Source organism: Pseudomonas sp. GW821-FHT03C07, assembly GCF_059420925.1.
Genome location: NZ_JBWKUQ010000026.1, coordinates 61,933 through 87,500 on the forward strand (window position 1 = coordinate 61,933; position 25,568 = coordinate 87,500).

The 25,568-nt window shown below is 61.3% G+C and carries 26 protein-coding genes; 17 read left to right on the forward strand and 9 right to left on the reverse strand.

The features are described 5' to 3' along the window. The first annotated feature begins 311 nt into the window (after nucleotides 1-311). The 12 genes from AC07VG_RS30695 to AC07VG_RS30750 all read left to right on the forward strand — a co-directional run bounded on the left by AC07VG_RS30695 (nucleotide 312) and on the right by AC07VG_RS30750 (nucleotide 12,664). Nucleotides 312-1,436 carry an ABC transporter ATP-binding protein gene (locus AC07VG_RS30695; RefSeq protein ID WP_495003405.1) on the forward strand — a complete coding sequence of 375 codons (1,125 nt, stop codon included), beginning with the start codon at nucleotides 312-314 and terminating at the stop codon, nucleotides 1,434-1,436. Between the two features lie 69 nt (nucleotides 1,437-1,505). Further along, entirely contained in the window at nucleotides 1,506-2,546 is a 1,041-nt protein-coding gene (locus tag AC07VG_RS30700; RefSeq protein WP_495003406.1) for an ABC transporter substrate-binding protein, read from the forward strand. 258 nt (nucleotides 2,547-2,804) lie between these two features. Then, nucleotides 2,805-4,052: an ABC transporter permease gene (locus tag AC07VG_RS30705; protein WP_248795378.1), complete on the forward strand. Its 1,248-nt coding sequence runs from the start codon at nucleotides 2,805-2,807 to the stop codon at nucleotides 4,050-4,052. A 12-nt stretch (nucleotides 4,053-4,064) separates the two neighbouring features. Continuing rightward, complete coding sequence (locus AC07VG_RS30710; protein WP_191489633.1) at nucleotides 4,065-4,889, forward strand: ABC transporter permease; 825 nt, start codon at nucleotides 4,065-4,067, stop codon at nucleotides 4,887-4,889. A 230-nt stretch (nucleotides 4,890-5,119) separates the two neighbouring features. Then, nucleotides 5,120-6,268: an iron-containing alcohol dehydrogenase gene (locus AC07VG_RS30715; protein ID WP_495003407.1), complete on the forward strand. Its 1,149-nt coding sequence runs from the start codon at nucleotides 5,120-5,122 to the stop codon at nucleotides 6,266-6,268. 117 nt (nucleotides 6,269-6,385) lie between these two features. Next, entirely contained in the window at nucleotides 6,386-7,060 is a 675-nt protein-coding gene (gene rpe / locus AC07VG_RS30720; RefSeq protein WP_495022397.1) for a ribulose-phosphate 3-epimerase, read from the forward strand. Continuing rightward, nucleotides 7,057-7,875 (forward strand): phosphoglycolate phosphatase, encoded by an 819-nt coding sequence (locus AC07VG_RS30725; RefSeq protein WP_495003409.1) that lies wholly within the window; start codon nucleotides 7,057-7,059, stop codon nucleotides 7,873-7,875. The genes rpe and AC07VG_RS30725 overlap by 4 nt, the downstream gene beginning before the upstream one ends. Before the next feature lie 70 nt (nucleotides 7,876-7,945). After that, entirely contained in the window at nucleotides 7,946-9,433 is a 1,488-nt protein-coding gene (trpE, locus tag AC07VG_RS30730) for an anthranilate synthase component I (RefSeq protein ID WP_495022398.1), read from the forward strand. A 13-nt stretch (nucleotides 9,434-9,446) separates the two neighbouring features. Then, the gene (locus tag AC07VG_RS30735) at nucleotides 9,447-10,040 is read left to right on the forward strand and encodes an aminodeoxychorismate/anthranilate synthase component II (protein ID WP_495003411.1); all 594 of its coding nucleotides are present in this window, start codon (nucleotides 9,447-9,449) and stop codon (nucleotides 10,038-10,040) included. A gap of 9 nt (nucleotides 10,041-10,049) precedes the next feature. Then, complete coding sequence (trpD, locus tag AC07VG_RS30740; protein ID WP_495003412.1) at nucleotides 10,050-11,099, forward strand: anthranilate phosphoribosyltransferase; 1,050 nt, start codon at nucleotides 10,050-10,052, stop codon at nucleotides 11,097-11,099. Next, entirely contained in the window at nucleotides 11,096-11,935 is an 840-nt protein-coding gene (gene trpC, locus AC07VG_RS30745; RefSeq protein ID WP_495003413.1) for an indole-3-glycerol phosphate synthase TrpC, read from the forward strand. Before trpD ends, trpC begins: the two co-directional genes overlap by 4 nt. A gap of 27 nt (nucleotides 11,936-11,962) precedes the next feature. Then, complete coding sequence (locus tag AC07VG_RS30750) at nucleotides 11,963-12,664, forward strand: lipoate--protein ligase family protein (RefSeq protein WP_495003414.1); 702 nt, start codon at nucleotides 11,963-11,965, stop codon at nucleotides 12,662-12,664. Here the strand turns inward: AC07VG_RS30750 and crp are convergent. Continuing rightward, nucleotides 12,661-13,311: a cAMP-activated global transcriptional regulator CRP gene (crp, locus tag AC07VG_RS30755; RefSeq protein ID WP_495003415.1), complete on the reverse strand. Its 651-nt coding sequence runs from the start codon at nucleotides 13,309-13,311 to the stop codon at nucleotides 12,661-12,663. The genes AC07VG_RS30750 and crp overlap by 4 nt on opposite strands. Nucleotides 13,312-13,532: 221 nt before the next feature. Between crp and AC07VG_RS30760 the strand changes: the two genes are divergently transcribed. Continuing rightward, nucleotides 13,533-13,955 (forward strand): OsmC family protein, encoded by a 423-nt coding sequence (locus tag AC07VG_RS30760; RefSeq protein ID WP_121135108.1) that lies wholly within the window; start codon nucleotides 13,533-13,535, stop codon nucleotides 13,953-13,955. A gap of 242 nt (nucleotides 13,956-14,197) precedes the next feature. Next, complete coding sequence (speD, locus tag AC07VG_RS30765; protein WP_495022399.1) at nucleotides 14,198-14,992, forward strand: adenosylmethionine decarboxylase; 795 nt, start codon at nucleotides 14,198-14,200, stop codon at nucleotides 14,990-14,992. A gap of 76 nt (nucleotides 14,993-15,068) precedes the next feature. Here speD and coq7 read toward each other — a convergent pair whose 3' ends face one another. The 6 genes from coq7 to hemJ form a co-directional block, all read right to left on the reverse strand. Then, the gene (coq7, locus tag AC07VG_RS30770; RefSeq protein WP_495003417.1) at nucleotides 15,069-15,716 is read right to left on the reverse strand and encodes a 2-polyprenyl-3-methyl-6-methoxy-1,4-benzoquinone monooxygenase; all 648 of its coding nucleotides are present in this window, start codon (nucleotides 15,714-15,716) and stop codon (nucleotides 15,069-15,071) included. Between the two features lie 229 nt (nucleotides 15,717-15,945). Continuing rightward, on the reverse strand, nucleotides 15,946-16,284 hold the full coding sequence (locus tag AC07VG_RS30775; protein ID WP_495003418.1) for a histidine triad nucleotide-binding protein: 339 nt from the start codon (nucleotides 16,282-16,284) through the stop codon (nucleotides 15,946-15,948). A gap of 63 nt (nucleotides 16,285-16,347) precedes the next feature. Next, nucleotides 16,348-17,136 (reverse strand): SDR family NAD(P)-dependent oxidoreductase, encoded by a 789-nt coding sequence (locus AC07VG_RS30780; RefSeq protein ID WP_495003419.1) that lies wholly within the window; start codon nucleotides 17,134-17,136, stop codon nucleotides 16,348-16,350. A gap of 60 nt (nucleotides 17,137-17,196) precedes the next feature. Further along, on the reverse strand, nucleotides 17,197-18,162 hold the full coding sequence (locus AC07VG_RS30785; protein WP_495003420.1) for a DUF805 domain-containing protein: 966 nt from the start codon (nucleotides 18,160-18,162) through the stop codon (nucleotides 17,197-17,199). Between the two features lie 57 nt (nucleotides 18,163-18,219). Beyond that, the gene (locus AC07VG_RS30790; RefSeq protein ID WP_495003421.1) at nucleotides 18,220-19,191 is read right to left on the reverse strand and encodes an NAD(P)H-dependent flavin oxidoreductase; all 972 of its coding nucleotides are present in this window, start codon (nucleotides 19,189-19,191) and stop codon (nucleotides 18,220-18,222) included. A 35-nt stretch (nucleotides 19,192-19,226) separates the two neighbouring features. Then, nucleotides 19,227-19,655, reverse strand: a complete 429-nt coding sequence (gene hemJ, locus AC07VG_RS30795; RefSeq protein WP_495003422.1) for a protoporphyrinogen oxidase HemJ — start codon at nucleotides 19,653-19,655, stop codon at nucleotides 19,227-19,229. 134 nt (nucleotides 19,656-19,789) lie between these two features. Between hemJ and argC the strand changes: the two genes are divergently transcribed. Together argC and erpA are read left to right on the forward strand one after the other, a co-directional pair. Next, nucleotides 19,790-20,824 (forward strand): N-acetyl-gamma-glutamyl-phosphate reductase, encoded by a 1,035-nt coding sequence (argC, locus tag AC07VG_RS30800; RefSeq protein ID WP_495003423.1) that lies wholly within the window; start codon nucleotides 19,790-19,792, stop codon nucleotides 20,822-20,824. A gap of 237 nt (nucleotides 20,825-21,061) precedes the next feature. Beyond that, nucleotides 21,062-21,412: an iron-sulfur cluster insertion protein ErpA gene (gene erpA / locus AC07VG_RS30805; RefSeq protein WP_007906865.1), complete on the forward strand. Its 351-nt coding sequence runs from the start codon at nucleotides 21,062-21,064 to the stop codon at nucleotides 21,410-21,412. A gap of 55 nt (nucleotides 21,413-21,467) precedes the next feature. Here erpA and AC07VG_RS30810 read toward each other — a convergent pair whose 3' ends face one another. After that, nucleotides 21,468-22,556, reverse strand: a complete 1,089-nt coding sequence (locus AC07VG_RS30810) for an anhydro-N-acetylmuramic acid kinase (RefSeq protein WP_495003424.1) — start codon at nucleotides 22,554-22,556, stop codon at nucleotides 21,468-21,470. Between the two features lie 6 nt (nucleotides 22,557-22,562). Further along, entirely contained in the window at nucleotides 22,563-23,975 is a 1,413-nt protein-coding gene (locus tag AC07VG_RS30815) for a peptidoglycan DD-metalloendopeptidase family protein (RefSeq protein WP_495003425.1), read from the reverse strand. Nucleotides 23,976-24,184: 209 nt separating this feature from the next. Here AC07VG_RS30815 and tyrS point away from each other — a divergent pair, with 209 nt between their 5' ends. Further along, nucleotides 24,185-25,384, forward strand: a complete 1,200-nt coding sequence (gene tyrS, locus AC07VG_RS30820) for a tyrosine--tRNA ligase (protein ID WP_495022400.1) — start codon at nucleotides 24,185-24,187, stop codon at nucleotides 25,382-25,384. Nucleotides 25,385-25,568: the final 184 nt, after the last annotated feature.

Sequence of the window (25,568 nt, forward strand, 5' to 3'; positions counted from 1 at the left end):
GCCAAGGATAACGCGAGGTACCTGATAGATACCCCGCGGGGTCTGTACCACCATCGCGAGCAAGCTCGCTCCTACAAAAAATCCGCGCACATATCCATTTGCGACAGATTCGGGTTGTCTGCTGACCCTGTTCCGGGCCTCGCCGTCGGGAACCGCCCGCGGGCTTATCCAATCCCGCCATCCTTGTAGGGCAATCCCTACCCCAAATCTTCCAGGCGGCTGAGGCCAATCTCTCCCGCCCCCCGATTTGCGCTGCCGCAAGCCTTCACTAGGCTTAGCCCCACGGCAGTCCAAAACAAAAAGGTGAGGGTATGAGCGAGGTTGATTCAAGCGCTGGGGCGAACGATGTACTGGTCAGCTTTCGTGGCGTACAAAAAAGCTACGACGGTGAGAACCTGATCGTCAAAGACCTCAACCTGGACATTCGCAAGGGCGAATTCCTGACCCTGCTCGGGCCTTCCGGCTCTGGCAAGACCACCAGCCTGATGATGCTGGCCGGGTTCGAAACCCCGACCGCTGGCGAGATCCTGCTGGCTGGCCGCTCCATCAACAATGTCCCGCCACACAAACGCGACATCGGCATGGTGTTCCAGAACTATGCCCTGTTCCCGCACATGACCGTCGCCGAGAACCTGGCGTTCCCACTGACCGTGCGCGGCTTGAGCAAGACCGACGTCAGCGAGCGGGTCAAGCGGGTACTGGGCATGGTCCAGCTCGACAAGTTCGCCCAGCGCTACCCGGCGCAGTTGTCCGGTGGCCAGCAGCAGCGGGTCGCGTTGGCCCGGGCCCTGGTGTTCGAACCCCAGCTGGTGCTGATGGACGAGCCCCTCGGTGCGCTGGACAAACAGTTGCGTGAACACATGCAGATGGAAATCAAGCACCTGCACCAGCGCCTCGGTGTGACCGTGGTCTACGTGACCCACGACCAGGGCGAAGCCCTGACCATGTCCGACCGCGTGGCGGTGTTCCACCAGGGCGAGATCCAGCAGATCGCGCCGCCACGGACCCTCTACGAAGAACCGAAGAACACCTTTGTCGCCAACTTCATCGGCGAGAACAACCGCCTCAACGGCCGCCTGCACAGTCACACCGGCGATCGCTGCGTGGTCGAGCTCGGCCGTGGCGAGAAGGTCGAGGCACTGGCGGTAAACGTCGGTAAGACCGGCGAGCCGGTGACCCTGTCGATCCGTCCGGAACGCATCAGCCTCAACGGCTCCAGCGAGTCCTGCGTGAACCGCTTCTCGGGCCGGGTGGCCGAGTTCATCTACCTGGGCGATCACGTGCGCGTGCGCCTGGAAGTCTGCGGCAAGACCGACTTTTTCGTGAAACAGCCGATTGCCGAGCTGGACCCAGCCCTGGCGGTCGGCGACGTCGTACCTATCGGCTGGCAGGTGGAGCACGTTCGCGCGCTCGATCCGTTACTGGACGCCAGCTGACCGCGGTAACCCAAGAGGCGAATCCATCGCCCCGTGCTTCACCAACCTGCACTGTGGAGAGAAGAATAAATGCTTAAATCCCTGAAATTCAGCGCCCTGACCCTTGGGCTGATGTGCGCGGCAAATGCCATGGCGGCGACCGACCTGACCGTGGTGTCCTTTGGTGGCGCGAACAAGGCCGCACAGGTCAAGGCGTTCTATGCGCCGTGGGAGGCGGCGGGCAAGGGCAAGATCGTTGCCGGCGAGTACAACGGTGAGATGGCCAAGGTCAAGGCCATGGTCGACACCAAGAGCGTGTCCTGGGACCTGGTGGAAGTCGAATCGCCCGAGCTGTCCCGCGGTTGCGACGAAGACATGTTCGAACCCCTCGACCCGGCGCTGTTCGGCAAGGGCGAAGACTACGTCAAGGGTGCGATCCAGCCTTGTGGTGTTGGCTTCTTCGTCTGGTCGACGGTTCTGGCCTACAACGCCGACAAAGTGAAAACCGCACCGACCAGTTGGGCCGATTTCTGGGACACCAAGAAATTCCCGGGCAAGCGTGGCCTGCGCAAGGGTGCCAAGTACACCCTGGAATTCGCCCTGATGGCTGACGGCGTGGCGCCGAAAGACGTCTACAAGGTGCTGGCCGGCAAGGATGGCCAGGACCGTGCGTTCAAGAAGCTCGACGAGCTGAAGCCGAATATCCAGTGGTGGGAAGCCGGCGCGCAGCCGCCGCAGTACCTCGCTTCCGGTGACGTGGTGATGAGCTCGGCCTACAACGGTCGGATCGCCGCGGTACAGAAAGAAAGCAACCTGAAAGTGGTCTGGAACGGCGGCGTCTATGACTTCGACGCCTGGGCAATTCCAAAAGGCCTGAAGGGCGAGCGTCTTGAAGCGGCGAAAAAATTCATCGCCTTCTCGGTGATGCCGCAGCAGCAGAAGGTCTACTCGGAAAACATCGCCTACGGCCCGGCCAACACCCAGGCGGTACCGTTGCTCGACAAGGCCATTCTGAAAGATATGCCGACCACCCCGGAAAACATCGCCAACCAGGTGCAGATCGACGTGGCCTTCTGGGCGGATAACGGTGAGCAGCTGGAGCAGCGTTTCAACGCCTGGGCTGCCAAGTAATACGGCACGTCCCAAGCCCGACGCGGCATAACCTGTGGGGCCTCGGTCTTGCAGGCGCCGCGTAACCTGTAGGAGCTGGCTTGCCAGCGATGAGGCCTGTGAGTCTTGCATCGTCTGACCGGCCGTCATCGCCGGCAAGCCGGCTCCCACAAGGGACCGCGTTGAGCCCGTTGGGTTTGTGTGTTTCAGAAGAACAGGAGGGGCGTCCGGAAACGCGGCGCTGCCTTCTGTAACAATAAAAGAATTCCGGAGTTCGCCATGGCCCTCACCGTTCCTCTGAACGAGGTCACCAGTCCCACCTTGAAGCAGCGCCTGGCGCGTGCCGAGCGGGTCAACCGCTGGAAGGCCCAGGCCTTGATTGCACCGCTGGTGCTGTTTCTGTTGCTGGTGTTCCTGGTGCCCATCGTGGCGCTGCTCTATAAAAGTGTCGGTAACCCGGAAGTGGTCGGCGCCATGCCGCGCACCGTGGCCGCCGTCGCTGCCTGGGACGGCAAGAGCCTGCCCGGCGAACCGGTCTACAAGGCCTTGAGCGAAGACCTCGGCGACGCCCGCAAAAATCAGACCCTGGGCGATCTGTCCAAGCGTCTGAACATGGAACTGGCCGGCTATCGCAGCCTGTTGACCAAGACCGCGCGGGCCTTGCCGTTCAAGACCGAACCAGCCTCCTATAAAGAAGCCCTGGAAGCCCTCGACGAACGTTGGGGCGATCCGGCGTACTGGCAGGCGATCCGGCGCAATACCAGCAGCATCACCCCTTATTACCTGCTGGCGGCCGTCGACCATCGGATCGACGACCTTGGCGAACTGGCCCCGGCCACGCCGGACCAGGCGATCTACCTCGACATCTTTGCCCGCACCTTCTGGATGGGCCTGGTGATCACCGCCATCTGCCTGGTGCTGGCCTACCCGCTGGCCTACCTGCTGGCGAACCTGCCGTCACGGCAAAGCAACCTGTTGATGATCCTCGTCCTGCTGCCGTTCTGGACCTCGATCCTGGTGCGGGTTGCGGCCTGGATCGTGCTGTTGCAGTCCGGTGGCCTGATCAACAGCGCGCTGATGGCCATGGGCGTGATCGACAAGCCCCTCGAGCTGGTGTTCAACCGCACCGGCGTCTACATCTCCATGGTGCACATCCTGCTGCCGTTCATGATCCTGCCGATCTACAGCGTGATGAAAGGCATTTCGCCGACCTATATGCGCGCCGCGATTTCCCTGGGCTGTCATCCGTTCGCCAGCTTCTGGCGGGTGTATTTCCCGCAGACCTACGCCGGCGTCGGCGCCGGGTGCCTGCTGGTGTTCATCCTGGCGATTGGTTACTACATCACCCCGGCGTTGCTCGGTAGCCCTAACGACCAGATGGTCAGCTACTTCGTGGCCTTCTACACCAACACCAGCATCAACTGGGGCATGGCGACCGCACTGGGTGGCCTGCTGCTGCTGGCGACCGTGGTCCTGTACTTGATTTACAGCCGGTTGGTGGGTGCCAGTCGCCTGCGCCTGAGCTAAGGAGAATAAGAAATGCTGAGCCCCTACATGTCGCCCGTCGAGCGGGTCTGGTTCTACAGTTCGCGTATTCTGTGCGGGCTGATCCTGCTGTTCCTGATCCTGCCGGTGCTGGTGATCATCCCGCTGTCGTTCAACTCGGGCAGTTTCCTGGTCTATCCGCTGCAGGGCTTCTCGTTGCACTGGTACCAGGACTTCTTTGCCTCGGCGGAATGGATGCGGGCCTTGCGCAACAGCATCATCGTCGCCCCGGCGGCCACGGCGCTGGCGATGGTCTTCGGGACCCTGGCGGCGATCGGCCTGACCCGCGGCGATTTCCCGGGCAAGCCGCTGGTGATGGCCCTGGTGATCTCGCCCATGGTGGTGCCGGTGGTGATCATCGGTGTCGCCAGCTACCTGTTCTTCGCCCCCCTGGGGCTGGGCAACAGCTTCTTTTCGCTGATCGTGGTGCATGCGGTGTTAGGTGTGCCGTTTGTGATCATCACTGTGTCGGCGACCTTGCAGGGTTTCAATCACAACCTGGTGCGCGCCGCCGCCAGCTTGGGCGCGTCGCCACTGACAGCGTTCCGTCGGGTGACCCTGCCGCTGATCGCGCCGGGGGTGATTTCCGGAGCCCTGTTTGCCTTTGCGACTTCCTTCGATGAAGTGGTGGTGACGCTGTTCCTCGCCGGTCCCGAACAAGCGACCCTGCCCCGGCAGATGTTCAGTGGCATCCGCGAGAACCTCAGCCCGACCATCGCCGCGGCGGCGACCTTGCTGATTGCCTTCTCGGTGATCCTGCTGCTGACCCTGGAGTGGTTGCGCGGGCGTAGCGAGAAAATGCGCACCACCCAGGTATAAGACGGACGCCTGGATTGTGCGGCTAAACCCTGTAGGAGCTGGCTTGCCGGCGATTGCGATGCAAGCTTCACTGACGCCATCGCTGGCAAGCCAGCTCCTACAAGGTTCGTGGCGTTCATGGGCGCGCCTTTCCTATTCACAACCTGAATTCATCTTCCGCATGACAGCGGAAAGCCAATCCCGGTTATGCTTGCCCGTGCCCTGATCATCACGACAAGAAGGCTGCGAGCATGAGCATTTCCTCATTCAAGATCGCCCATAAACTGATCACCGGCCGTGGCGCCATCGAGCAATTGGCCGATGAGCTGACCCGGCTGAATGTCGACCATCCGTTGATCGTGACCGATGCGGCACTGGTCAAATCAGGGACTGTCGAACTGGCACTGGCCCACCTGGGTGGGCGCAATTATCAAATCTTCGACCGTGTGCTACCCGACCCGGAAATCGCCATTGTCGAGGACTGCATGCGGGTCTACCGCGAAGGTGGGCATGACGGCCTGATCGGCCTGGGCGGTGGCAGCGCCATCGACATCGCCAAAAGCGTCGGTGCCTACGCCGGTTATCACGGGGCCCTGGAGGACCTGTTCGGCAGCGACCAGGTGCCACGCAAAGGACCACCGCTGATCGCGATTCCCACCACCGCGGGCACCGGCTCCGAGGTGACCAATGTCGCCATTCTTTCCGACAAGCAGGCCCAGCTGAAAAAGGGCATCGTCAGCGACTACCTGCTGCCGGACGTGGCGCTGGTCAGCCCGCAGATGACCCTGACCTGTCCGCGCAGCGTGACTGCCGCCAGTGGTGTGGATGCCATGGTCCACGCGATTGAAGCCTACCTGTCACTCAATGCCTCGCCGATTACCGATGCTCTGGCCATTGGTGCGATCAAGCTGATTGCCACGGCGCTGCCCAAAGCCTACGCCAACCCCTCCAACCTCCAGGCCCGTGAAGAAATGGCCACCGCCAGCCTGATGGCCGGAATGGCCTTCGGCAATGCCGGCGTCGGTGCCGTACATGCCTTGGCCTACCCGTTGGGTGGGCGCTTCAATATCGCTCATGGGGTCAGCAATGCCCTGTTGCTGCCCTATGTCATGAACTGGAACAAGATCGCCTGTGTTGAACGCATGCAGGAGATTGCCGTCGCCATGGGCGTCAATGTGACCGGTTTGAGCCTGATCGAAGCCGCCGACAAGGCCGTCGCCGCCATGACCGATTTATGCGCCGCCGTGGAAATTCCCGCTGGCCTCTCCAGCTTCGGCGTACCCCTGGACGCGATCCCGAGCATGGCCGAAGAGGCGTCGAACACCGAGCGGTTGATGCGCAACAACCCCCGTCGCCTGAGTGCGATAGATATCGAAAAGATCTATCGCGCGGCTTATTGACGGCGTTAGCTCAAGCATTCTGGGCTTCCACGGCCAATCGTCGCGGTCACGGTGGGCGGGGCAAAGCGGGCGGTATACAATGCCCGCCATCGTGATTCTGCTCAAAAAAGGTGCGTCATGCAGCCCTTCGCCATTGCTCCGTCGATTCTCTCCGCCGATTTCGCCCGCCTGGGCGAGGAAGTGGACAACGTGCTCGCTGCCGGAGCCGACATCGTGCACTTCGATGTCATGGACAACCACTATGTACCCAACCTGACCATCGGCCCTATGGTCTGCACGGCGTTGCGCAAGTACGGCATCACCGCGCCCATCGATGCGCACCTGATGGTCAGCCCGGTGGACCGTATCATCGGCGACTTCATCGAGGCCGGGGCGACCTACATCACCTTCCACCCGGAAGCTACCCTGCACGTCGACCGCTCCCTGCAAATGATCCGCGAAGGCGGTTGCAAGGCCGGCCTGGTGTTCAACCCGGCCACGCCCCTGGACGTGCTCAAGTACGTGATGGACAAGGTCGACATGATCCTGCTGATGAGCGTCAACCCGGGTTTTGGCGGGCAGAAGTTCATCCCCGGCACCCTCGACAAGCTGCGTGAAGCGCGGGCGCTGATCAATGCCTCGGGCCGCGATATCCGCCTGGAAATCGACGGCGGCGTGAACGTCAACAACATCCGCGAAATTGCCGCGGCCGGTGCCGACACCTTTGTCGCCGGTTCAGCGATCTTCAATGCGCCGGACTACCGTGAAGTCATCGAGAAAATGCGCGCCGAGCTGGCGCTGGTTCGATCATGACGGTGTTCGAGCAGCTTTTTCCGGGCCGTCTGCCCAGGCTGGTCATGTTCGATCTGGATGGGACACTGGTGGACTCGGTGCCCGACCTGGCCTTGGCGGTGGATAAAATGCTGCTTGCCCTGGGGCGTCCGGTGGTCGGGCTGCACGGGGTTCGCGAGTGGGTCGGCAATGGCGTGCAGGTATTGGTGCGCCGGGCGCTGGCCGGTGGCCTCGATCATTCGGGGGTCGATGACGGCGAAGCCGAGCAGGCATTGGCGATCTTCATGGAGGCCTATTCCGGTGGCCATGAGCTGACCCAGGTCTATCCCGGTGTCGAGGAAACCCTGAGCTGGATGCAGAAGCAGGGCATGGAAATGGCCCTGATTACCAACAAGCCGGAACAGTTCGTCGCACCCTTGCTCGATGAAATGAAACTGGGGCGGTTTTTTCGCTTGATCATCGGCGGCGATACCCTGCCGCAGCGCAAGCCCGACCCGGCGGCGCTGTTCCATGTGATGAAAATGACCGGTATCCCGGCCTCGCAGTGCCTGTTCATCGGCGACTCGCGCAGTGATGTGCAGGCCGCCAAGGCCGCCGGCGTTACCTGCGTGGCCCTCAGCTATGGCTACAACCATGGCCGGCCGATCGCCGAAGAAGAGCCGGCGCTGGTCATCGACGATCTGCGCGCGCTGATTCCCGGTTGCCTGGAAGCTGGCGCTGAGCTAATGTCGGCGGACTGTGTTCAATCCCCTCCTGGAAACGCCATCGTGGTGGTCACTCGCAAACTCTGGATGAAAGTCATCAAGGCCCTGGCCCGCTGGCGTTGGCGCGCCTGACTTGATCCTGGCCGGTTATCCGGCGCGTTTGCATACCTGACTGTTCGACCCTCAAGCCACGAGGCATATCATGACCCGCGAAGAATTCCTGCGTTTGGCCGCTGCCGGCTACAACCGCATTCCGCTTGCCTGCGAAACCCTGGCCGACTTCGATACCCCGTTGTCGATCTACCTGAAACTGGCCGATCAGCCCAACTCCTACCTGCTGGAGTCGGTGCAGGGCGGCGAGAAATGGGGCCGTTATTCGATCATCGGCCTGCCATGTCGCACCGTGCTACGGGTGCATGACCACCAGGTCAGCGTCACTCACGACGGCGTCGAGATCGAGCGCTGCGAAACCGAGGATCCGCTGGCCTTCGTCGAAACCTTCAAGGCGCGCTACAACGTGCCGACCATCGCCGGGCTGCCGCGTTTCAACGGTGGGTTGGTGGGGTACTTCGGTTATGACTGCGTGCGCTATGTGGAGAAGCGTCTGGGCAAGTGCCCGAACCCGGACCCGCTGGGCGTGCCGGATATCCTGTTGATGGTTTCCGATGCCGTGGTGGTCTTCGACAACCTGGCGGGCAAGATGCACGCCATCGTCCTCGCCGATCCATCCCAGGACAACGCCTACGAACAAGGCCAGGCGCGCCTGCAGGAACTGCTTGAGCAACTGCGCCAGCCGATCACTCCGCGTCGCGGCCTGGAGCTCGATCGACCGCCGGCCGCCGACCCGCTGTTCCGTTCGAGCTTCACCCAGGGTGACTATGAGCGGGCGGTCGATACCATCAAGGAATACATCCTCGCCGGTGACTGCATGCAGGTCGTGCCGTCGCAGCGCATGTCCATCGACTTCAAGGCCGCGCCCATCGACCTGTATCGGGCGCTGCGTTGCTTCAACCCGACGCCGTACATGTACTTCTTCAATTTCGGTGACTTCCATGTGGTTGGCAGTTCGCCGGAAGTGCTGGTGCGGGTCGAAGACAACCTGATCACCGTGCGCCCCATCGCCGGTACCCGTCCGCGTGGCGCTACCGAGGAGGCCGATCGGGCACTGGAAGATGACCTGCTGTCCGATGCCAAGGAAATCGCCGAGCACCTGATGCTTATCGACCTGGGCCGTAACGACACCGGTCGGGTGTCCGAGATCGGTTCGGTGAAGCTGACCGAGAAGATGGTGATCGAGCGTTACTCGAATGTGATGCACATCGTTTCCAACGTCACCGGGCAATTGAAGAGCGGTCTGACCTCGATGGACGCCTTGCGCGCGATCCTGCCGGCGGGCACCTTGTCCGGCGCGCCGAAGATCCGCGCCATGGAAATCATCGATGAGCTGGAACCGGTCAAGCGCGGTGTGTATGGCGGCGCGGTCGGCTACTACGCCTGGAACGGCAACATGGACACCGCGATCGCCATTCGCACCGCGGTGATCAAGGACGGCGAGCTGCATGTGCAGGCCGGTGGCGGCATCGTCGCCGACTCGGTGCCGGCGCTGGAGTGGGAAGAAACGCTGAACAAGCGCCGTGCGATGTTCCGTGCGGTCGCCCTCGCTGAACAAACCCCCGCGTCCGACGCCTGAGGAGCTTTTTGTCATGTTGCTGATGATCGATAACTACGACTCGTTTACCTACAACGTCGTGCAATACCTCGGTGAGTTGGGCGCGGACGTCAAGGTCGTGCGTAACGACGAATTGAGCGTGGCCGAAATCGAAGCCCTCAAGCCGGAACGCATCGTGGTCTCGCCAGGCCCTTGCACGCCGACCGAGGCGGGTATTTCCCTTGAGGCGATCAAGTACTTCGCCGGCAAGCTGCCGATCCTCGGCGTCTGCCTCGGCCATCAATCCATCGGCCAGGCCTTTGGCGGCGATGTGGTGCGGGCCCGCCAGGTGATGCACGGCAAGACCAGCCCGCTGTTCCATGAAGGCAAGGGCGTGTTCGCCGGCCTCAACCTGCCCTTGACCGTGACCCGCTATCACTCCCTGATCGTCAAGCGCGAAACCTTGCCGGACTGCCTGGAGCTGACCGCCTGGACCCAGTTGGAAGACGGCTCGGTCGACGAGATCATGGGCTTGCGCCACAAGACCCTGAACATTGAAGGGGTGCAATTCCACCCCGAGTCGATTCTCTCCGAGCAGGGCCACGAGCTGTTCGCCAACTTTCTCAAACAGACCGGCGGCACGCGCTAAGGAGTTTTCATGGATATCAAGACCGCCCTGGGCCGTATCGTCGGCCATCTGGACCTGAGCACTGACGAAATGCGCGATGTCATGCGTGAAATCATGACCGGGCAATGCACCGAGGCGCAGATCGGCGCCTTTATGATGGCCATGCGCATGAAGAGCGAAAGCATCGACGAAATCGTCGGCGCGGTCTCGGTGATGCGCGAGTTGGCCGACAAGGTCGAACTCAAGACCCTCGACGGTGTGGTCGATGTGGTCGGCACCGGCGGTGACGGCGCGAATATTTTCAACGTGTCCACGGCGTCCGCCTTTGTCGTGGCCGCTGCCGGCTGCACCGTGGCCAAGCACGGCAACCGTGCGGTGTCGGGTAAAAGCGGCAGCGCCGACCTGCTCGAAGCCGCCGGTATCTACCTGAACCTGACGCCGGTCCAGGTGGCGCGCTGCATCGACAATGTCGGGATCGGCTTCATGTTCGCCCAGACCCACCACCGTGCAATGAAGTATGCCGCCGCGCCGCGCCGTGACCTGGGCCTGCGCACCCTGTTCAACATGCTCGGCCCGCTTACGAATCCGGCCGGTGTGAAACACCAGGTGGTTGGGGTGTTCAACCAGGCCTTGTGCCGGCCCTTGGCCGAAGTGCTGCAGCGCCTGGGCAGCAAGCATGTGCTGGTGGTGCATTCCCAGGATGGCCTGGATGAATTCAGCCTTGCCGCACCGACCTTCGTGGCGGAGCTGAAAGATGGTGCAATAACTGAATACTGGGTCCAGCCTGAAGACTTGGGTATAAAAAGCCAGAGTCTGTTTGGCTTGGTGGTCGAGAGTCCGGCGGCATCCCTGGAACTGATCCGTGACGCCCTGGGGCGTCGCAAGACCGAGAACGGCCAGAAAGCCGCGGAAATGATCGTGCTCAATGCCGGTGCCGCGCTGTATGCCGCCGACCATGCCAGCAGCCTCAAAGAAGGTGTTGCGTTGGCTCACGATGCGCTGCACACCGGTCTCGCCCGGGAAAAACTCGAAGAACTGGGCGCGTTCACCGCCGTATTCAAGCAGGAGAATGAAGGATGAGTGTGCCAACCGTGCTGGAGAAGATCCTCGCCCGCAAGGCCGAGGAAGTGGCCGAGCGCAGCGCCCGCGTGAGTCTGGCCGAGCTTGAGGCCATGGCTCGGATCGCCGACGCGCCGCGCGGTTTCGCCCAGGCGCTGATCGCGCGGGCGAAGCAGAAGCAGCCGGCGGTGATTGCCGAAATCAAGAAGGCTTCGCCGAGCAAGGGCGTGATCCGCGAGAACTTCATTCCGGCCGATATCGCCCGCAGCTACGAAAAGGGCGGGGCGACCTGCCTGTCGGTGTTGACCGATGTCGACTATTTCCAGGGCGCCGACCTCTACCTGCAGCAGGCGCGCGCGGCGTGCAAGCTGCCGGTGATCCGCAAGGATTTCATGGTCGACCCGTATCAAATCGTCGAAGCCCGTGCCCTCGGCGCCGATTGCATCCTGCTGATCGTCGCGGCGCTGGACGATGGGCTGATGGCTGAATTGGCCGCGGTGGCCAAGGGTGTCGGTCTCGATGTGCTGGTGGAGTCCCATGACGCCGCCGAACTGGAGCGGGCGTTGAGGGTACTGGATACGCCGCTGATCGGTATCAACAACCGCAACCTGCATACTTTTGAGGTCAGCCTGGAAACCACCCTCGACCTGTTGCCGATCGTTCCTCGTGATCGTCTGGTGATTACCGAGAGCGGTATCCTCAACCGGGCGGACGTCGAGCTGATGGAAATCAGCGAGGTCTATTCGTTCCTGGTGGGCGAGGCATTCATGCGTGCGGACAGCCCGGGCGATGAATTGCAGCGGCTGTTTTTCCCGGAGCGTGGTGCGCCGGCAATCAGTGGCTCGACCCTCGACTAAGCGTGGCTCGTGATTAGGATGACCTCGATGTCGCTGCCCATTGCCCTTACCGTCGAAGCCGGCCTGCGTGCCGAGCAGGATTTGCTGGCCGCGGTCTGTGCCGGTGAGCAGGATTGGGGGCTGTTGTTCTGGCAGCCCAGCGACCGCGCCCTGGTCATGCCTCGGCGTTTGAATCGGTTGCCGGGTTTCGACACCGCTTGCGACGCCCTGGCGGCCAGCGGCTGGCCGGTATTGCTGCGTGAAACCGGCGGTGAGCCGGTGCCGCAGTCCGGCGCCACCGTGAATATCGCCCTGGTGTATGCCCCGCCCCGTCACGAAGGTGACCAGACTCGTATCGAGACTGGCTATCGGCGCCTGTGCCAGCCGATCTGCGCTGCGCTCGATGAGCTGGGCGGCGTTTCATCCCTGGGCGAAATCGACGGTGCGTTTTGCGACGGCCGCTTCAACGTCAATCTCAATGGCCGAAAGATGGTCGGCACCGCCCAGCGCTGGCGTCAGAGCCAGGGTGGTACTCGGCCCGTGGGCCTGGTGCATGGCGCGATGTTGATCGATAACGAGCGCGGCTCGATGGTGGCAGCGGTCAATCGCTTCAACCAGGCCTGCCAGTTGGATGCCCGGGTTCGGGCGCAAAGCCATGTCGCCTTGCATGAGGTGTACACCGCGCCGCTATTCCTTGAGCGGCTCAGCGAGCTGTACCAACAGCTGTTGCAGGACATCTTCCACCCTTAACGGGTGCCGAACACCACCATGGTCTTGCCTTTGACGTGTACCAGGTTCTGCTCTTCCAGATCCTTGAGCACGCGCCCGACCATTTCCCGCGAGCAACCGACGATCCGGCCGATTTCCTGACGGGTGATCTTGATCTGCATGCCGTCGGGGTGGGTCATGGCATCGGGTTGCTTGCACAGTTCCAGCAGGCAACGGGCAACACGACCGGTGACGTCGAAGAACGCCAGGTCACCGACCTTGCGTGTGGTGTTGCGCAGGCGCTGGGCAATCTGGCCGCTGAGGGCGTAGAGAATATCCGGGTCTTGCTGGGCCAGTTCGCGGAACTTGCAGTAGCTGATCTCCGCGACTTCGCACTCGATCTTGGCGCGCACCCAGGCGCTACGCTCCTGCTCCAGGCCAGCCTGCTCGAACAAGCCGAGTTCGCCGAAAAAATCCCCAGCATTGAGGTAGGCGATGATCATTTCCCGTCCATCGTCATCTTCGATCAGGATCGTGACCGAGCCCTTGATGATGAAAAACAGAGTTTGCGAGCGATCACCGGCACAAATGATATTGCTCTTGGCCTGGTACCGGCGGCGCTGACAATGCATCAGCAGTTTGTCGAGGTTCTTGATCTTGGGGGCGGAAGCGGAAGCCAGAGCAACCATGGTTGTATCCCGAAAAGACTGCGCGGTGTGGTTTGTTTTTTTAGGCATAGCTGCAAGGCTGGCAGAACGCCAGTGATTTGGCGCCAGCATAGCAGAGGCATTGTGTGGAAAATGGGGAATTTATGGGGCTGACTAACCAGTCGTCGCCCGTTGCCGGTTTCCTGCCAGGGCGAGCTGCTGTGCTAAGCTGGCTCCCTTTTTTCAGCAGTGGAGTCTAGGTGATGAAGGCACGCATCCAATGGGCTGGCGAAGCCATGTTCCTCGGAGAGTCCGGTAGCGGGCATGTGGTGGTCATGGACGGTCCGCCGGAAAGCGGTGGCCGTAACCTGGGCGTTCGCCCCATGGAAATGCTGCTGTTGGGCCTGGGTGGTTGCAGCAACTTCGACGTGGTCAGCATCCTGAAGAAGTCCCGTCAGCCGGTTGAAAGCTGCGAAGCCTTTCTCGAGGCCGAGCGTGCCACTGAGGATCCCAAGGTGTTCACCAAGATCCACCTGCATTTCGTGGTCAAGGGCCGTGGCCTGAAGGAAGCCCAGGTCAAGCGGGCGATCGAGCTGTCGGCGGAGAAATACTGCTCGGCTTCGATCATGCTCGGTGCCGCTGGCGTTGCCATCAGCCATGACTACGAGATCATCGAACTCGGCTGAGTCGACATTCAACTATCATAAAGTCCATGCAGACTCTGGTGATCAGTCGTTCAGGTCTGCATAATGCGCCACTTTTTTCAGGGCGCCTGGCCAGCAGCAAACCTGCGACCACGGACCCGAACAGACAACCAAAATCGCCATCGCGAAGAGGTGTTAACCGTCCTACGCAGCTGTGTCGTTCACAACTGACGGGCATGCTTGATCACGCGGCGGTGCCGCATCGATATAGAGAGTTTTTAACGGTGAAAAGCAAACTCAAGCTCCACGGGTTCAATAACCTGACCAAGACCTTGAGCTTCAACATCTATGACATCTGCTATGCGGAAACCCCGCAGGACCAGCAGGCTTACGTCGAGTACATCAACCAGGAATACGACGCGGAACGCCTGACGCAGATCCTCACGGAAGTAGTGGATATCATTGGTGCCAACATCCTGAACATCGCGCGTCAGGATTACGATCCTCAAGGTGCCAGTGTCACGATCCTGATCTCCGAACAGCCGGTGACCCCGACCGACAGTCAGATCGAAGAATCGCCGGGCCCGTTGCCCGAGACCATCCTGGCTCACCTCGACAAGAGCCATATCACGGTGCATACCTATCCGGAAATCCATCCGGTCGACGGTATCGCGACGTTCCGTGTGGACATCGATGTGTCGACGTGCGGCGTCATTTCACCGCTCAAAGCCCTCAACTACCTGATCCACCAGTTCGACTCGGACATCGTCACGGTCGATTATCGCGTGCGGGGTTTCACTCGTGATGTCGAAGGCAAGAAGCACTTCATCGACCATGAGATCAACTCGATCCAGAATTATCTCTCGGAAGACAGCCGCAAGAGCTATCAGATGACGGACGTGAACGTGTACCAGGAGAACATGTTCCATACCAAGATGCTGCTCAAGGAGTTCGAACTGGACAACTACCTGTTCGGCGACGCTACCAGCAACCTGTCGGCGCAGCAGCGTGCGCAGGTGAGCGAGCGGGTGAAACACGAAATGCTGGAGATCTTCTACGCGCGCAATATGCCAACGTAAGTTTCCCGGCCAAATAAAGAAGGGCGCCCCAGTGGCGCCCTTCTTTTTACCTGCTCCCTGGCGGAGCCGCGGTGGCTCAGATGCGGTAGGTGCTCTTGGTCATGACCTTGGCCAGCAGGCTCATGCCGAACTTCAGCGGTGCCGGGAAACGGAAACCGCCGGCGTCCAGCGCGGACTCGGCGTGTTGTTCTTCGTCGATGCGCATCTGTTGGAGAATCGCCCGGGACTTTTCGTCTTCGGCTGGCAACTGTTCCAAGTGTTCGTTCAGGTGTTTGCACACCTGGTCTTCGGTAGCGGCGACAAAGCCCAGGCTGATCTTGTCGCTGATCAGCCCGGCGGCGGCACCGATGCCGAAGGACAGACTGTAGAACAGTGGATTTAGCACGCTGGGATGGCTGCCCAACTGGCGGATGCGTTGTTCGCACCAGGCCAGGTGGTCGATTTCTTCTTCGGCGGCCTTTTCCATCGCGGCACGCACGTGGGGCAGCTTGGCGGTCAGGGCCTGGCCCTGATAGAGCGCCTGGGCACAGACTTCCCCGGTATGGTTGATGCGCATCAGGCCGGCGACGTGACGGCTGTCGTCTTCGCTCATCGGCGCGTCGGGCTGCACGATTGCCGGCGAGGGACGGTAGGGCTGGCCGCTGAACGGCAGCAAGGTGCGCATCGCGGTATCGGCTTGCAGCAGAAGACGGTCAATCGGCGAGTAGTGACGTTGGGTAGTCATGCTGACCTCCGGGAAAAATCTCGGCCTGCAGTTTACCGCAATCGAGGGAAGAAGGTTTGCGTTGGGTCATGGCGCCGAGATGAGGAACACAATCTTGCCGGCGCTGTTGTTGAACCTGTAGGCGCGAGCTTGCTCGCGATGGTCGCCCAGGCATCGCGGGGCGGCCTTGCGCGTTATCATTGACGTCCATCGCGAGCAAGCTCGCTCCTACATTAGGGGGCTGGGGGTATCAGCCCGGTGGCCAGTGCATCTGGCGCTGACCCAGCACATGCATATGAATGTGATAGACGGTTTGCCCGCCTTCTTCATTGCAGTTCATCACCACGCGAAAGCCTTTTTCGCAGCCCAGCTCCAGGGCCAGGCGCTGGGCGGTGAACAGCATATGCCCGGCCAGGGCCTTGTCGTCTTCGGTCAGGTCATTGAGCGTGCGTACCGGCTTTTTCGGAATAACCAGGAAATGCACCGGCGCCTGTGGGGCGATATCGTGGAAGGCCAGGACCTGGTCATCCTCGTAGATGATTTTCGCGGGTATTTCTCTGTTGATGATCTTGGTGAACAGAGTATCCACAGCTGTTTCTCCGTTGAGTGGTTCGGGCCAGAGTCTGTACGGACACGACCGTGAGTTCAAGTTTCAGCGCGGGCAATAGGTCTTGGTAACGACACCGGCGAGCTTGCACATCGCCCAGCGCGGCATCAGGCGCGGGGCACGGGCCAGCCAGCGATTACGCCAGCCAGGAATGATCACTGCGCGGTTCTTGTCCAGGGCGCGCACGGCATATAGCGCCACTTCTTCGGGGCTCATCATCAGCCGGCTGCGTGAAAGCTTTTCGACTGCCAGTTGTGCCGTGTGGAAGAACGCAGTGCGGGTCAGCCCCGGGCAGAGCACCGAGACCTTGATACCTGATTTCTTAAGCTCTTCGCGCAGGCCTTCGGAGAAGTGCAGCACGTAGGCCTTGCTCGCATGATAGCTGCTCATCCAGGGCGCCGGGTGAAAGGCGGCCATCGACGCCACATTGAGGATCTGCCCGCCACCCTGTATCGCCATGAGATTGCCCAGGGTATGACAAAGTCGGGTCAGGGCGAGGATGTTGACTTCGATCAGGTCCTGCTCCGTCCCCCAATCCTGGGCCAGGAAGGGGCCGCAAGTGCCGAGGCCGGCGCAGTTGACCAGCAGGTCGATCTGCCGCTCACCTTCTTCCAGTTCCAGCAGAAAGCCGGAAAGGCGCAGCGGCTCGCTCAGGTCACAGGCGCGAAACAGCACTTCGACGCCGAAGCGCTGGGTCAGTTCCAAGGCAATGGTTTCCAGCTGATCACGCTGGCGGGCCAGCAGAATCAGGCTGCGGCCACGGCGCGCCAGGGCTTCGGCCAGAGCCAGGCCAATGCCGCTGGAGGCGCCGGTGATCAGGGCGTAACGGGTCATGCAGTTCTCCATCACACCGGCTCCGAGCCTTGGGACAGAGGGTCGCAGGCTCAGAAACGGTTATTCTTTTTCATCTTTGTCATAGTCTACAGCGGGTGGGGCGGATTCGGCTGCCGCTGCCGCATCGCTGGGGCTGTCGGCCTCGTCGGTGCTGACGGCGTCACCACTTTCGGAATAACCGGCCGATTCGTTGTTGTAGTTTTTTTCCAGGTTGGCCAGGCCGCCGGTCACGGCAACGACGCCAACGATGACCCCGAAGACGACCGAGAGCACGGCCAGGGCCTTGACCGCGGTGCTGTTGGGTGGTGGTGGGGCGCCGTATTGGTTGGCGCCGCTATTGCCAGGGCAGAACATCAGCACGAGGGGGAACAGGCTGCCCACGAAGGGGACCAGGGTCAGTAGCCAGAGCCAGCCGGACCAGCCGATATCGTGCAAGCGCTGTACGGCGATCTGGATGGAAAAGACCACGAAGGCGATCAGGGCCGCGCCGCCGAGTACAACGCCGATGGTGATCGCCGTATTCAGGGAAGCTGCCGCGGTGCCCATGGCGATGGCGAAGATTGCTCCGGCCACCGGCAGGGTCACGAACATCAGTACGATGCTCCAGGCCAGATAGCGCAGCCGACCGATACGCCCGCGGGTGGTGAACGCCTGGAGTTGGCCAAAGGTGGGGAGGGCGTCGCCGACCCGGGCTTGCGGTGGCGCATAGGGTGATTGGTCAGTGGCGCTGTCTGCTGGTGCGGTACTGGCCGGCAGATCATCGATATCCGCCAGGCTCAGTTCGACGGCCGCCGACTCGGCTTCCAGGCGGGCTTCGATGCCGGTCTTGCGCAAGGCTTGCAGATAGGACTCGGCCTCGGCGGCCGAAAGGTCGCGTTTCAGGGCGACAGGCTGGCCGCTGAACAAGCGTTCCAGCGAAGCGACGTCGGTCTTGAACAGCGCGGCCAGGTTGAACTGGGCGGTGGTTTTGTCCACACCGGCCTGCAAGGCGCCGTCGAACACGATTTTGAAGCGGTTTTCGCTCATGAAGGGCGTCCTTGTCACAAGTCATTGGCGTTGCAGGTTAAGCCTGCAACACGGATGTTACGGTCTCGGCCAGTGCCTAGGCAACTCCGCGGCCAGTGCCTGGGCCTTGCGGTACTCGGCATCGAGCCGGGCGACCAATTGGTCGACGCTGGGCAGGTCACCGATCTCACCGACCCCCTGGCCGGCCGACCAGACGGTTTTCCAGGCCTTGGCCTCGTCACTGAGCGGCTTGAGCTTGGAGCCGAAGTTCACTTCGCCCTTGCCTTGCAGCGCGGCGAGGTCGAAGCCGGCGTTTTCCAGGCTCTGGCGCATAAAGCTCGCGGGCACGCCGGATACCGCCGCAGTGTGCACGATATCGGCCGCCTGGGATGTGAGCAGCATCTCTTTATAAGCGTCAGGCGCATGACTTTCCGAGGTTCCGATAAATCGTGTGCCGAAGTAGGCCAGATCCGCGCCGAGCACCTGGGCGGCGAGAATTTCGTGACCGTGGTTCAGGCAACCAGCCAGCAGCAGGGTCTTGTCGAAGAACTGGCGGATTTCGCCGATCAGGGCGAACGGGCTCCAGGTGCCGGCATGGCCGCCCGCACCGGCCGCCACGGCAATCAACCCGTCGACACCTGCCTCGGCGGCTTTTTCGGCATGGCGGCGGGTGGTCACGTCGTGGAACACCAGGCCGCCGTAGCTGTGCACGGCATCCACCAGCTCCTTGACCGCGCCCAGGCTGGTGATGACGATTGGCACCTTGTGCTCGATACAGATCTGCAGATCCGCCTGCAGCCGCGGATTGCTGTGGTGCACGATCAGGTTGACGGCATAAGGCGCCGGATTGTCGAGGGTCGCCAGGCCCGCTTCGATTTCCTCGAGCCAGGCCTTGAAGCCGCTGCTCTCGCGTTGGTTCAGGGCCGGGAAGCTGCCCACCACCCCATTGCGGCAGCAGGCGAGCACCAGCTGCGGGTTGGAAATCAGGAACATCGGCGCGGCCACCACGGGCAAGCGCAGGCGTTGTTCGAGCAGGGCGGGCAGCGACATGGAGAGTGCTCCGATCAGGGGTGAGTGACTTGTGGCTAGAACGGTCGGACAACGACCAGAATGACAATAGCCAGCAATAGCAGAACCGGCACTTCATTGAACCAGCGATAAAAGACATGACTGCGGGTGTTTTCGCCACGGGCAAAACGTTTCACCTGGGCGCCGCACATATGGTGATAGCCGATCAGCAGCACCACCAGGGTCAGCTTGGCGTGGATCCAGGCGCCTTGGCTGAAGACGCTTGGGTTGAGGGCGATCAGCCAGCCGCCGAAGATCAGCGTGGCGATCATCGCCGGGCCCATGATCCCGCGATACAGCTTGCGCTCCATGACGCTGAAGCGCTCTTTGCTGACGCTGTCCTCGCTCTGGGCATGGTAGACGAACAGGCGCGGTAGATAGAACAGGCCGGCAAACCAGCAGATGACACTGACGATATGCAAGGCTTTGACCCACAAGTAGAGCATTTTTGGTGATTCCCAGGTTCACGGTAGGCCGAATAGTAGAGGCTTGAGCGCCCGCACGTCACCTTGACGGTTGTCGCAGGCGCGCGTGGCCCCTATTATCGTGGGCTTTCCAGTGGTTTCGTTGAGGGCAGGTCATGGTCAAGGTCGGTATCGTCGGCGGCACGGGTTACACCGGTGTCGAATTGCTGCGTCTGTTGGCGCAGCATCCGCAGGCAGAAGTGGCAGTCATCACTTCGCGATCCGAGGCCGGTCTGGCCGTGGCCGATATGTACCCGAACCTGCGCGGTCACTACGACGGCCTGGCCTTCAGCGTGCCGGACATCAAGACCCTCGGCGCCTGCGACGTGGTGTTCTTCGCCACGCCCCATGGTGTGGCCCATGCCCTGGCCGGTGAGCTGCTGTCCGCCGGCACCAAGGTCATCGACCTGTCCGCCGATTTCCGTCTGCAGGACGCCGAAGAGTGGGCCAAGTGGTATGGCCAGCCGCACGGTGCGCCAGCGTTGCTGGAAGAGGCGGTCTACGGTCTGCCGGAAGTGAACCGCGAGCAGATCAAGCAAGCCCGTCTGATTGCCGTGCCGGGTTGCTATCCGACCGCAACCCAGCTGGGTTTCCTGCCGCTGCTTGAGGCGGGCCTGGCGGATACCACGCGGCTGATCGCCGACTGCAAGTCCGGCGTCAGCGGTGCCGGTCGCGGTGCCAGCGTCGGTTCGCTGTACTCGGAAACCTCCGAAAGCCTGAAGGCCTATGCGGTCAAGGGCCATCGTCACCTGCCGGAAATTCGCCAGGGGCTGCGCCGTGCGGCGGGCCAGGATGTGGGCCTGACCTTCGTGCCGCACCTCACGCCGATGATCCGGGGTATCCATTCCACGCTTTACGCGACCGTGGTCGACCGTTCGGTGGATCTGCAGGCGCTGTTCGAGAAGCGTTATGCCAACGAGCCATTCGTCGATGTAATGCCGGCCGGCAGCCATCCGGAAACCCGTAGCGTGCGTGGCGCCAACGTCTGCCGGATTGCCGTGCACCGTCCGCAGGATGGCGATCTGGTGGTGGTGTTGTCGGTGATCGACAACCTGGTCAAGGGCGCTTCGGGCCAGGCGGTGCAGAACCTGAACATCCTGTTCGGCCTGGACGAGCGTCTGGGCCTGTCCCATGCGGGCATGCTGCCGTAAGGCATCGATCCCCTTGTAGGAGCGAGCTTGCTCGCGATGGTAGCCCAGGCGGTGCGGGGCGTCAGATGTCCCGCGTCATCATTAACGACCCTCGCGAGCAAGCTCGCTCCTACCGCCATGGTATGAGGTGATGTTGGTTGATATATCGTAACAACAATAGTTGACCGCTTTTCTAGGAGAAGCGGATAATGCCCGTCATCACGCATTATGGCGGCGTAGCGCCGGGAGATAGTCAGCATGAGCGTCGAATCCTTCACCCCCACGGCTTTGCAATTCACCCACGGTGCCGCGCACAAGGTGAAGAGCCTGGTCGATGAAGAGGGCAATGATCGCTTGAAGCTGCGCGTATTCGTTACGGGTGGCGGTTGTTCAGGGTTTCAGTACGGCTTCACCTTCGATGAGGAAGTGGCCGATGATGACACCATCGTTGAGCGCGAAGGCGTCAGCCTGGTGGTTGATCCGATGAGCTTCCAGTACCTGGCAGGCGCCGAGGTGGATTACCAGGAAGGTCTGGAAGGCTCGCGGTTCGTGATCAAGAACCCGAATGCCACCACCACCTGTGGTTGCGGGTCGTCGTTCTCGATCTGATCGTAGAGTGTGTTTTACCCTCAACGCCGCGAATTTCGCGGCGTTTTGCTGTGTCTCAGGCCGGGTAGATCGCGCCCAGCACCCGCAGGCCGCGGGCACCGGTGACGCTGGGGCGATTGGCGGCGATGCCGTCAAGGCAGCATCGGGCCAGCCAGGCGAAGGCCATGGCTTCCACCCAGTCGGGGTCCACACCATGGCTGGCGGTGCTGGCAACCCGGGTGGCGGGCAGCAGTTGGCCGAGTCGAACCATGAGTGTCGCGTTATGGGCGCCGCCGCCACAAACCAGCAATTCTTCCGTGTTCTCCTGGGCGCCAGTCAGCGACTCGACGATGGTTCGTGCGCTGAGTTCGAGCAGGGTGGCCTGAATATCTTCGGCCGCCAGGCTGGGCAGGCGACTCAGGTGTCGCTTCAGCCAGGTCAGGTTGAAGACCTCGCGACCGGTGCTTTTCGGGCCCTTGGTCTGGAAGAACGGATCGCTGAGCAGTGCCTGCAGTAGTCGGGGCTCGACCTGACCGCTGGCCGCCCATCGGCCATCGCGGTCGTAGGGCTCGTTGCGTTGATCCTGGATCCAGGCATCGAGCAGTACGTTGCCGGGGCCGCAGTCGAAGCCGGATACCGCCTGGCCCGGCTCGATCAGGCTCAGATTGCTGAAGCCGCCGACATTCAGCACGGCGCGATGGCCTTCGCGCTCTTCGAAAAGTGCTTCATGGAACGCCGGAACCAGTGGCGCGCCCTGGCCGCCGGCGGCCACATCGCGACGGCGGAAGTCGCCGACGACAGTGATGCCGGTCAGTTCGGCCAATAAGGCCGGGTTGCCGATCTGCACGGTAAAGCCGCGTGCCGGCTCGTGGCGGATGGTCTGGCCGTGGCTGCCGATGGCGCGAATCGACTCGGGGCCGAGTTGCTGTTGCTCCAGCAGCGTATTGATGCCCTGGGCGGCCAGGGTCACCCAGTTCTGCTCGGCGATGGCGGTGCGGGCAATTTCGTCGGGGCCGCTGGCGCACAGGCCAAGCAGCTCGGCGCGCAAGGCTTCGGGCATGGGAATGTAGTGGCTGGCCTGCAGCCGGATGGAGCCGTCGAGCGCTACCAGGGCAATGTCCAGCCCATCAAGACTGGTGCCGGACATCACACCTATGTAGAGCATCGTGGTTTACCGTTTGGCCGAGGCGACTTTGCTGGATTTTTCCTGGTTCATGCGTGCCATCAGTGGCTGGCTCTGTTGCAGGAAACGGGCACGTTCGGACTTGGCGATCGGGTCGGCCATGGGCAGCTTCTGGCCCAGGGGGTCGACATGTACGCCATTGACCTGGAATTCGTAGTGCAGGTGCGGGCCAGTCGATAGCCCGGTGGTGCCGATATAGCCAATCACCTGGCCCTGCTTGACGGTGCTGCCGGTCTGGATGCCCTTGGCAAAACCTTGCATGTGGCCGTACAGGGTCCGGTAGGTATTGCCGTGCTGGATGATCACGGTGTTGCCATAGCCGCCGCGACGACCGGCCAACAGCACTTTTCCGTCGCCGGCGGCCTTGATCGGCGTACCGCGCGGGGCGGCATAGTCGACGCCTTTGTGGGCGCGGATCTTGTTCAGGATCGGGTGTTTGCGGCCCATGGAAAAGCGCGAGCTGATACGGGCGAAATCCACGGGGGTGCGGATAAAGGCCTTGCGCATGCTGTTGCCGTCAGCCGTGTAGTAGCTGCTGTTGCCCTGCTTGTTGGTGTAGCGCACCGCGGTGTAGGTCTTGCCGCGGTTGGTGAAGCGCGCGGAGAGGATATTGCCGGTGCCGATAGTCTTGCCATTGAGCACTTTCTGTTCGTAGATCACTTCGAATTCGTCGCCGGGGCGAATGTCCTGGGCGAAGTCGATGTCGTAGCCGAACACATGGGCCATTTCGCGGGTCAGGCTGTGGGGCATGCCGGCGCGTTGGGCGGAGAGTGACAGCGAGCTATTGATCACGCCGTGCACATAGGCTGAACTGACCACCGGCTGGGTAACCACGCGCTTGAAGGTGAAACCTTTCGAGCCCTTGGTCAGGGTGATGGTCTCAACGTCGCTGACCTTGCTGTGCAGGTTGTTCAGTTGGCCGTCGGGCGTCAGCTCGAACTCCAGGACCTGACCATGCTTGAGCTGGGAAAACTGCTTGGCTTGTTTATCGCTGGCCAAGACCTCATGTACTGAAGCAGCCGGCAGCCCGACCTTCTCGAACAGCGTGGAAAGGGTATCGCCCCGGGCTACGGTGACTTCCCGATGGCTGGGGGCCTTCTTTTCCTCGGGGGCGGGTGCGGTCTTGGCGGTCTCGTGAGTGTCTTCGGCGCTGTTGTCGATCTGGGCGAAAGGCGATGGATTGCCTTCATTTGTGGCTTGATCGAGTTCGACAGCGTCTTTGTCTTGTGTCAGTTGATCCGCTGGGGTTTCCAGCTCCAGGTTCAGCGTTGTCTTCTTGGCCTCTACGTCACTGGAAGGAAATACCAGTAGCGCCAGGCTGAGAAGGGCGGCGATACCACTTGCGGCCAGCAGGTGGGTCTTCGGATAAAGCGGGGGCGCTTTAGTCGGCTCTGTGGTCATAGGTAATTTGACTTTGAAGAAGATGAATTGGAAAAGATGAATGACATGATGAAGATGAAATAACTGTATAAAATATAACCAAATCATCTCTGAAGCAAGTCTGTCATGTGCGGACGGGCGTTTCGTGCCCGTATGCCGGGCAAAACTTGTATTTGGGCGGCGATCTTGTATGGTTGGTTCCCTTTGAATCTGAGCCTTGCAGGTTGGTTATGAAGTCGGTTGAAGAGCAGCTCGCGCTGATCAAGCGTGGTGCGGAAGAGGTGTTGGTCGAGTCCGAATTGGTCGAGAAGCTCAAGCGCGGCCAGCCGTTGCGTATCAAGGCCGGCTTCGACCCGACAGCGCCGGATCTGCACCTGGGCCACACAGTCCTTATTAACAAGCTGCGCCAGTTCCAGGAGCTGGGGCATCAGGTGATCTTCCTGATCGGCGATTTCACCGGCATGATCGGTGACCCGAGCGGCAAGAGCGCCACGCGTCCGCCGCTGACGCGTGAGCAGGTGCTCGATAATGCCGAGACCTACAAGACCCAGGTGTTCAAGATCCTCGATCCGGCCAAGACCGAGGTCGCGTTCAACTCCACCTGGATGGATCAGATGGGGCCGGCGGACTTCATTCGCCTGACGTCGCAGTACACCGTGGCGCGCATGCTCGAGCGCGACGACTTCGACAAGCGCTATACCACCAATCAGCCGATCGCCATCCATGAGTTCCTCTATCCGCTGGTGCAGGGTTATGACTCGGTTGCGCTGCGCGCGGATGTCGAGCTGGGCGGTACCGACCAGAAGTTCAACCTGTTGATGGGGCGTGAGCTGCAACGTGCTTATGGGCAGGAGGCTCAGTGCATTCTCACCATGCCGTTGCTCGAAGGGCTGGATGGTGTGAAGAAGATGTCCAAGTCCCTGGGCAACTATGTGGGAATCCAGGAGGCGCCGGGTGTCATGTACGGCAAGCTGGTGTCGATCCCGGATGCCTTGATGTGGCGCTACTTCGAGCTGCTGAGCTTCCGTTCGATGGATGAGATCAATCAGCTGCGCAAGGATGTCGAGGCGGGTGCGAATCCGCGCGATATCAAGATCCTGCTGGCTGAGGAAATCGTCGCGCGTTTCCATGGTGAAGAGGCTGCGGCCAGTGCTCACCGTGCGGCGGGCAATCGGATGAAGGATGGCGAGCTGCCGGATGATCTGCCTGAGATTGAAATCAGCGCGGCTGAAGACATGCCGATCGCTGCGGTCCTGAATAAGGCCGGTCTGGTGAAGAACTCGGCGGTTGCCCGGGATCTGCTGGGTTCCGGTGGCGTGCGTATAGATGGTGAGGTTGTTGATCGCGCCTTTATATACAAGCTGGGCGCTACTCATGTTTGCCAGGCGGGGAAGAAGGCGTTTGCCCGGATCACCCTCAAGGCCGAGTAACGCTGTCTTATAGATAGAAAGCAAACTATGGGAGCCGCAGGCTCCCATAGTCGTTTTTGCGCTGCTTTTGACCCTTATGACAGAAAAGTGAAAATAAGCGTTGACGGGAAATCCTGTGGCTCTATAATTCGCCCCACTTCCGGCGCAGTCGAAACGGAAAAGCCTTTGAGATTCAATGAGTTAC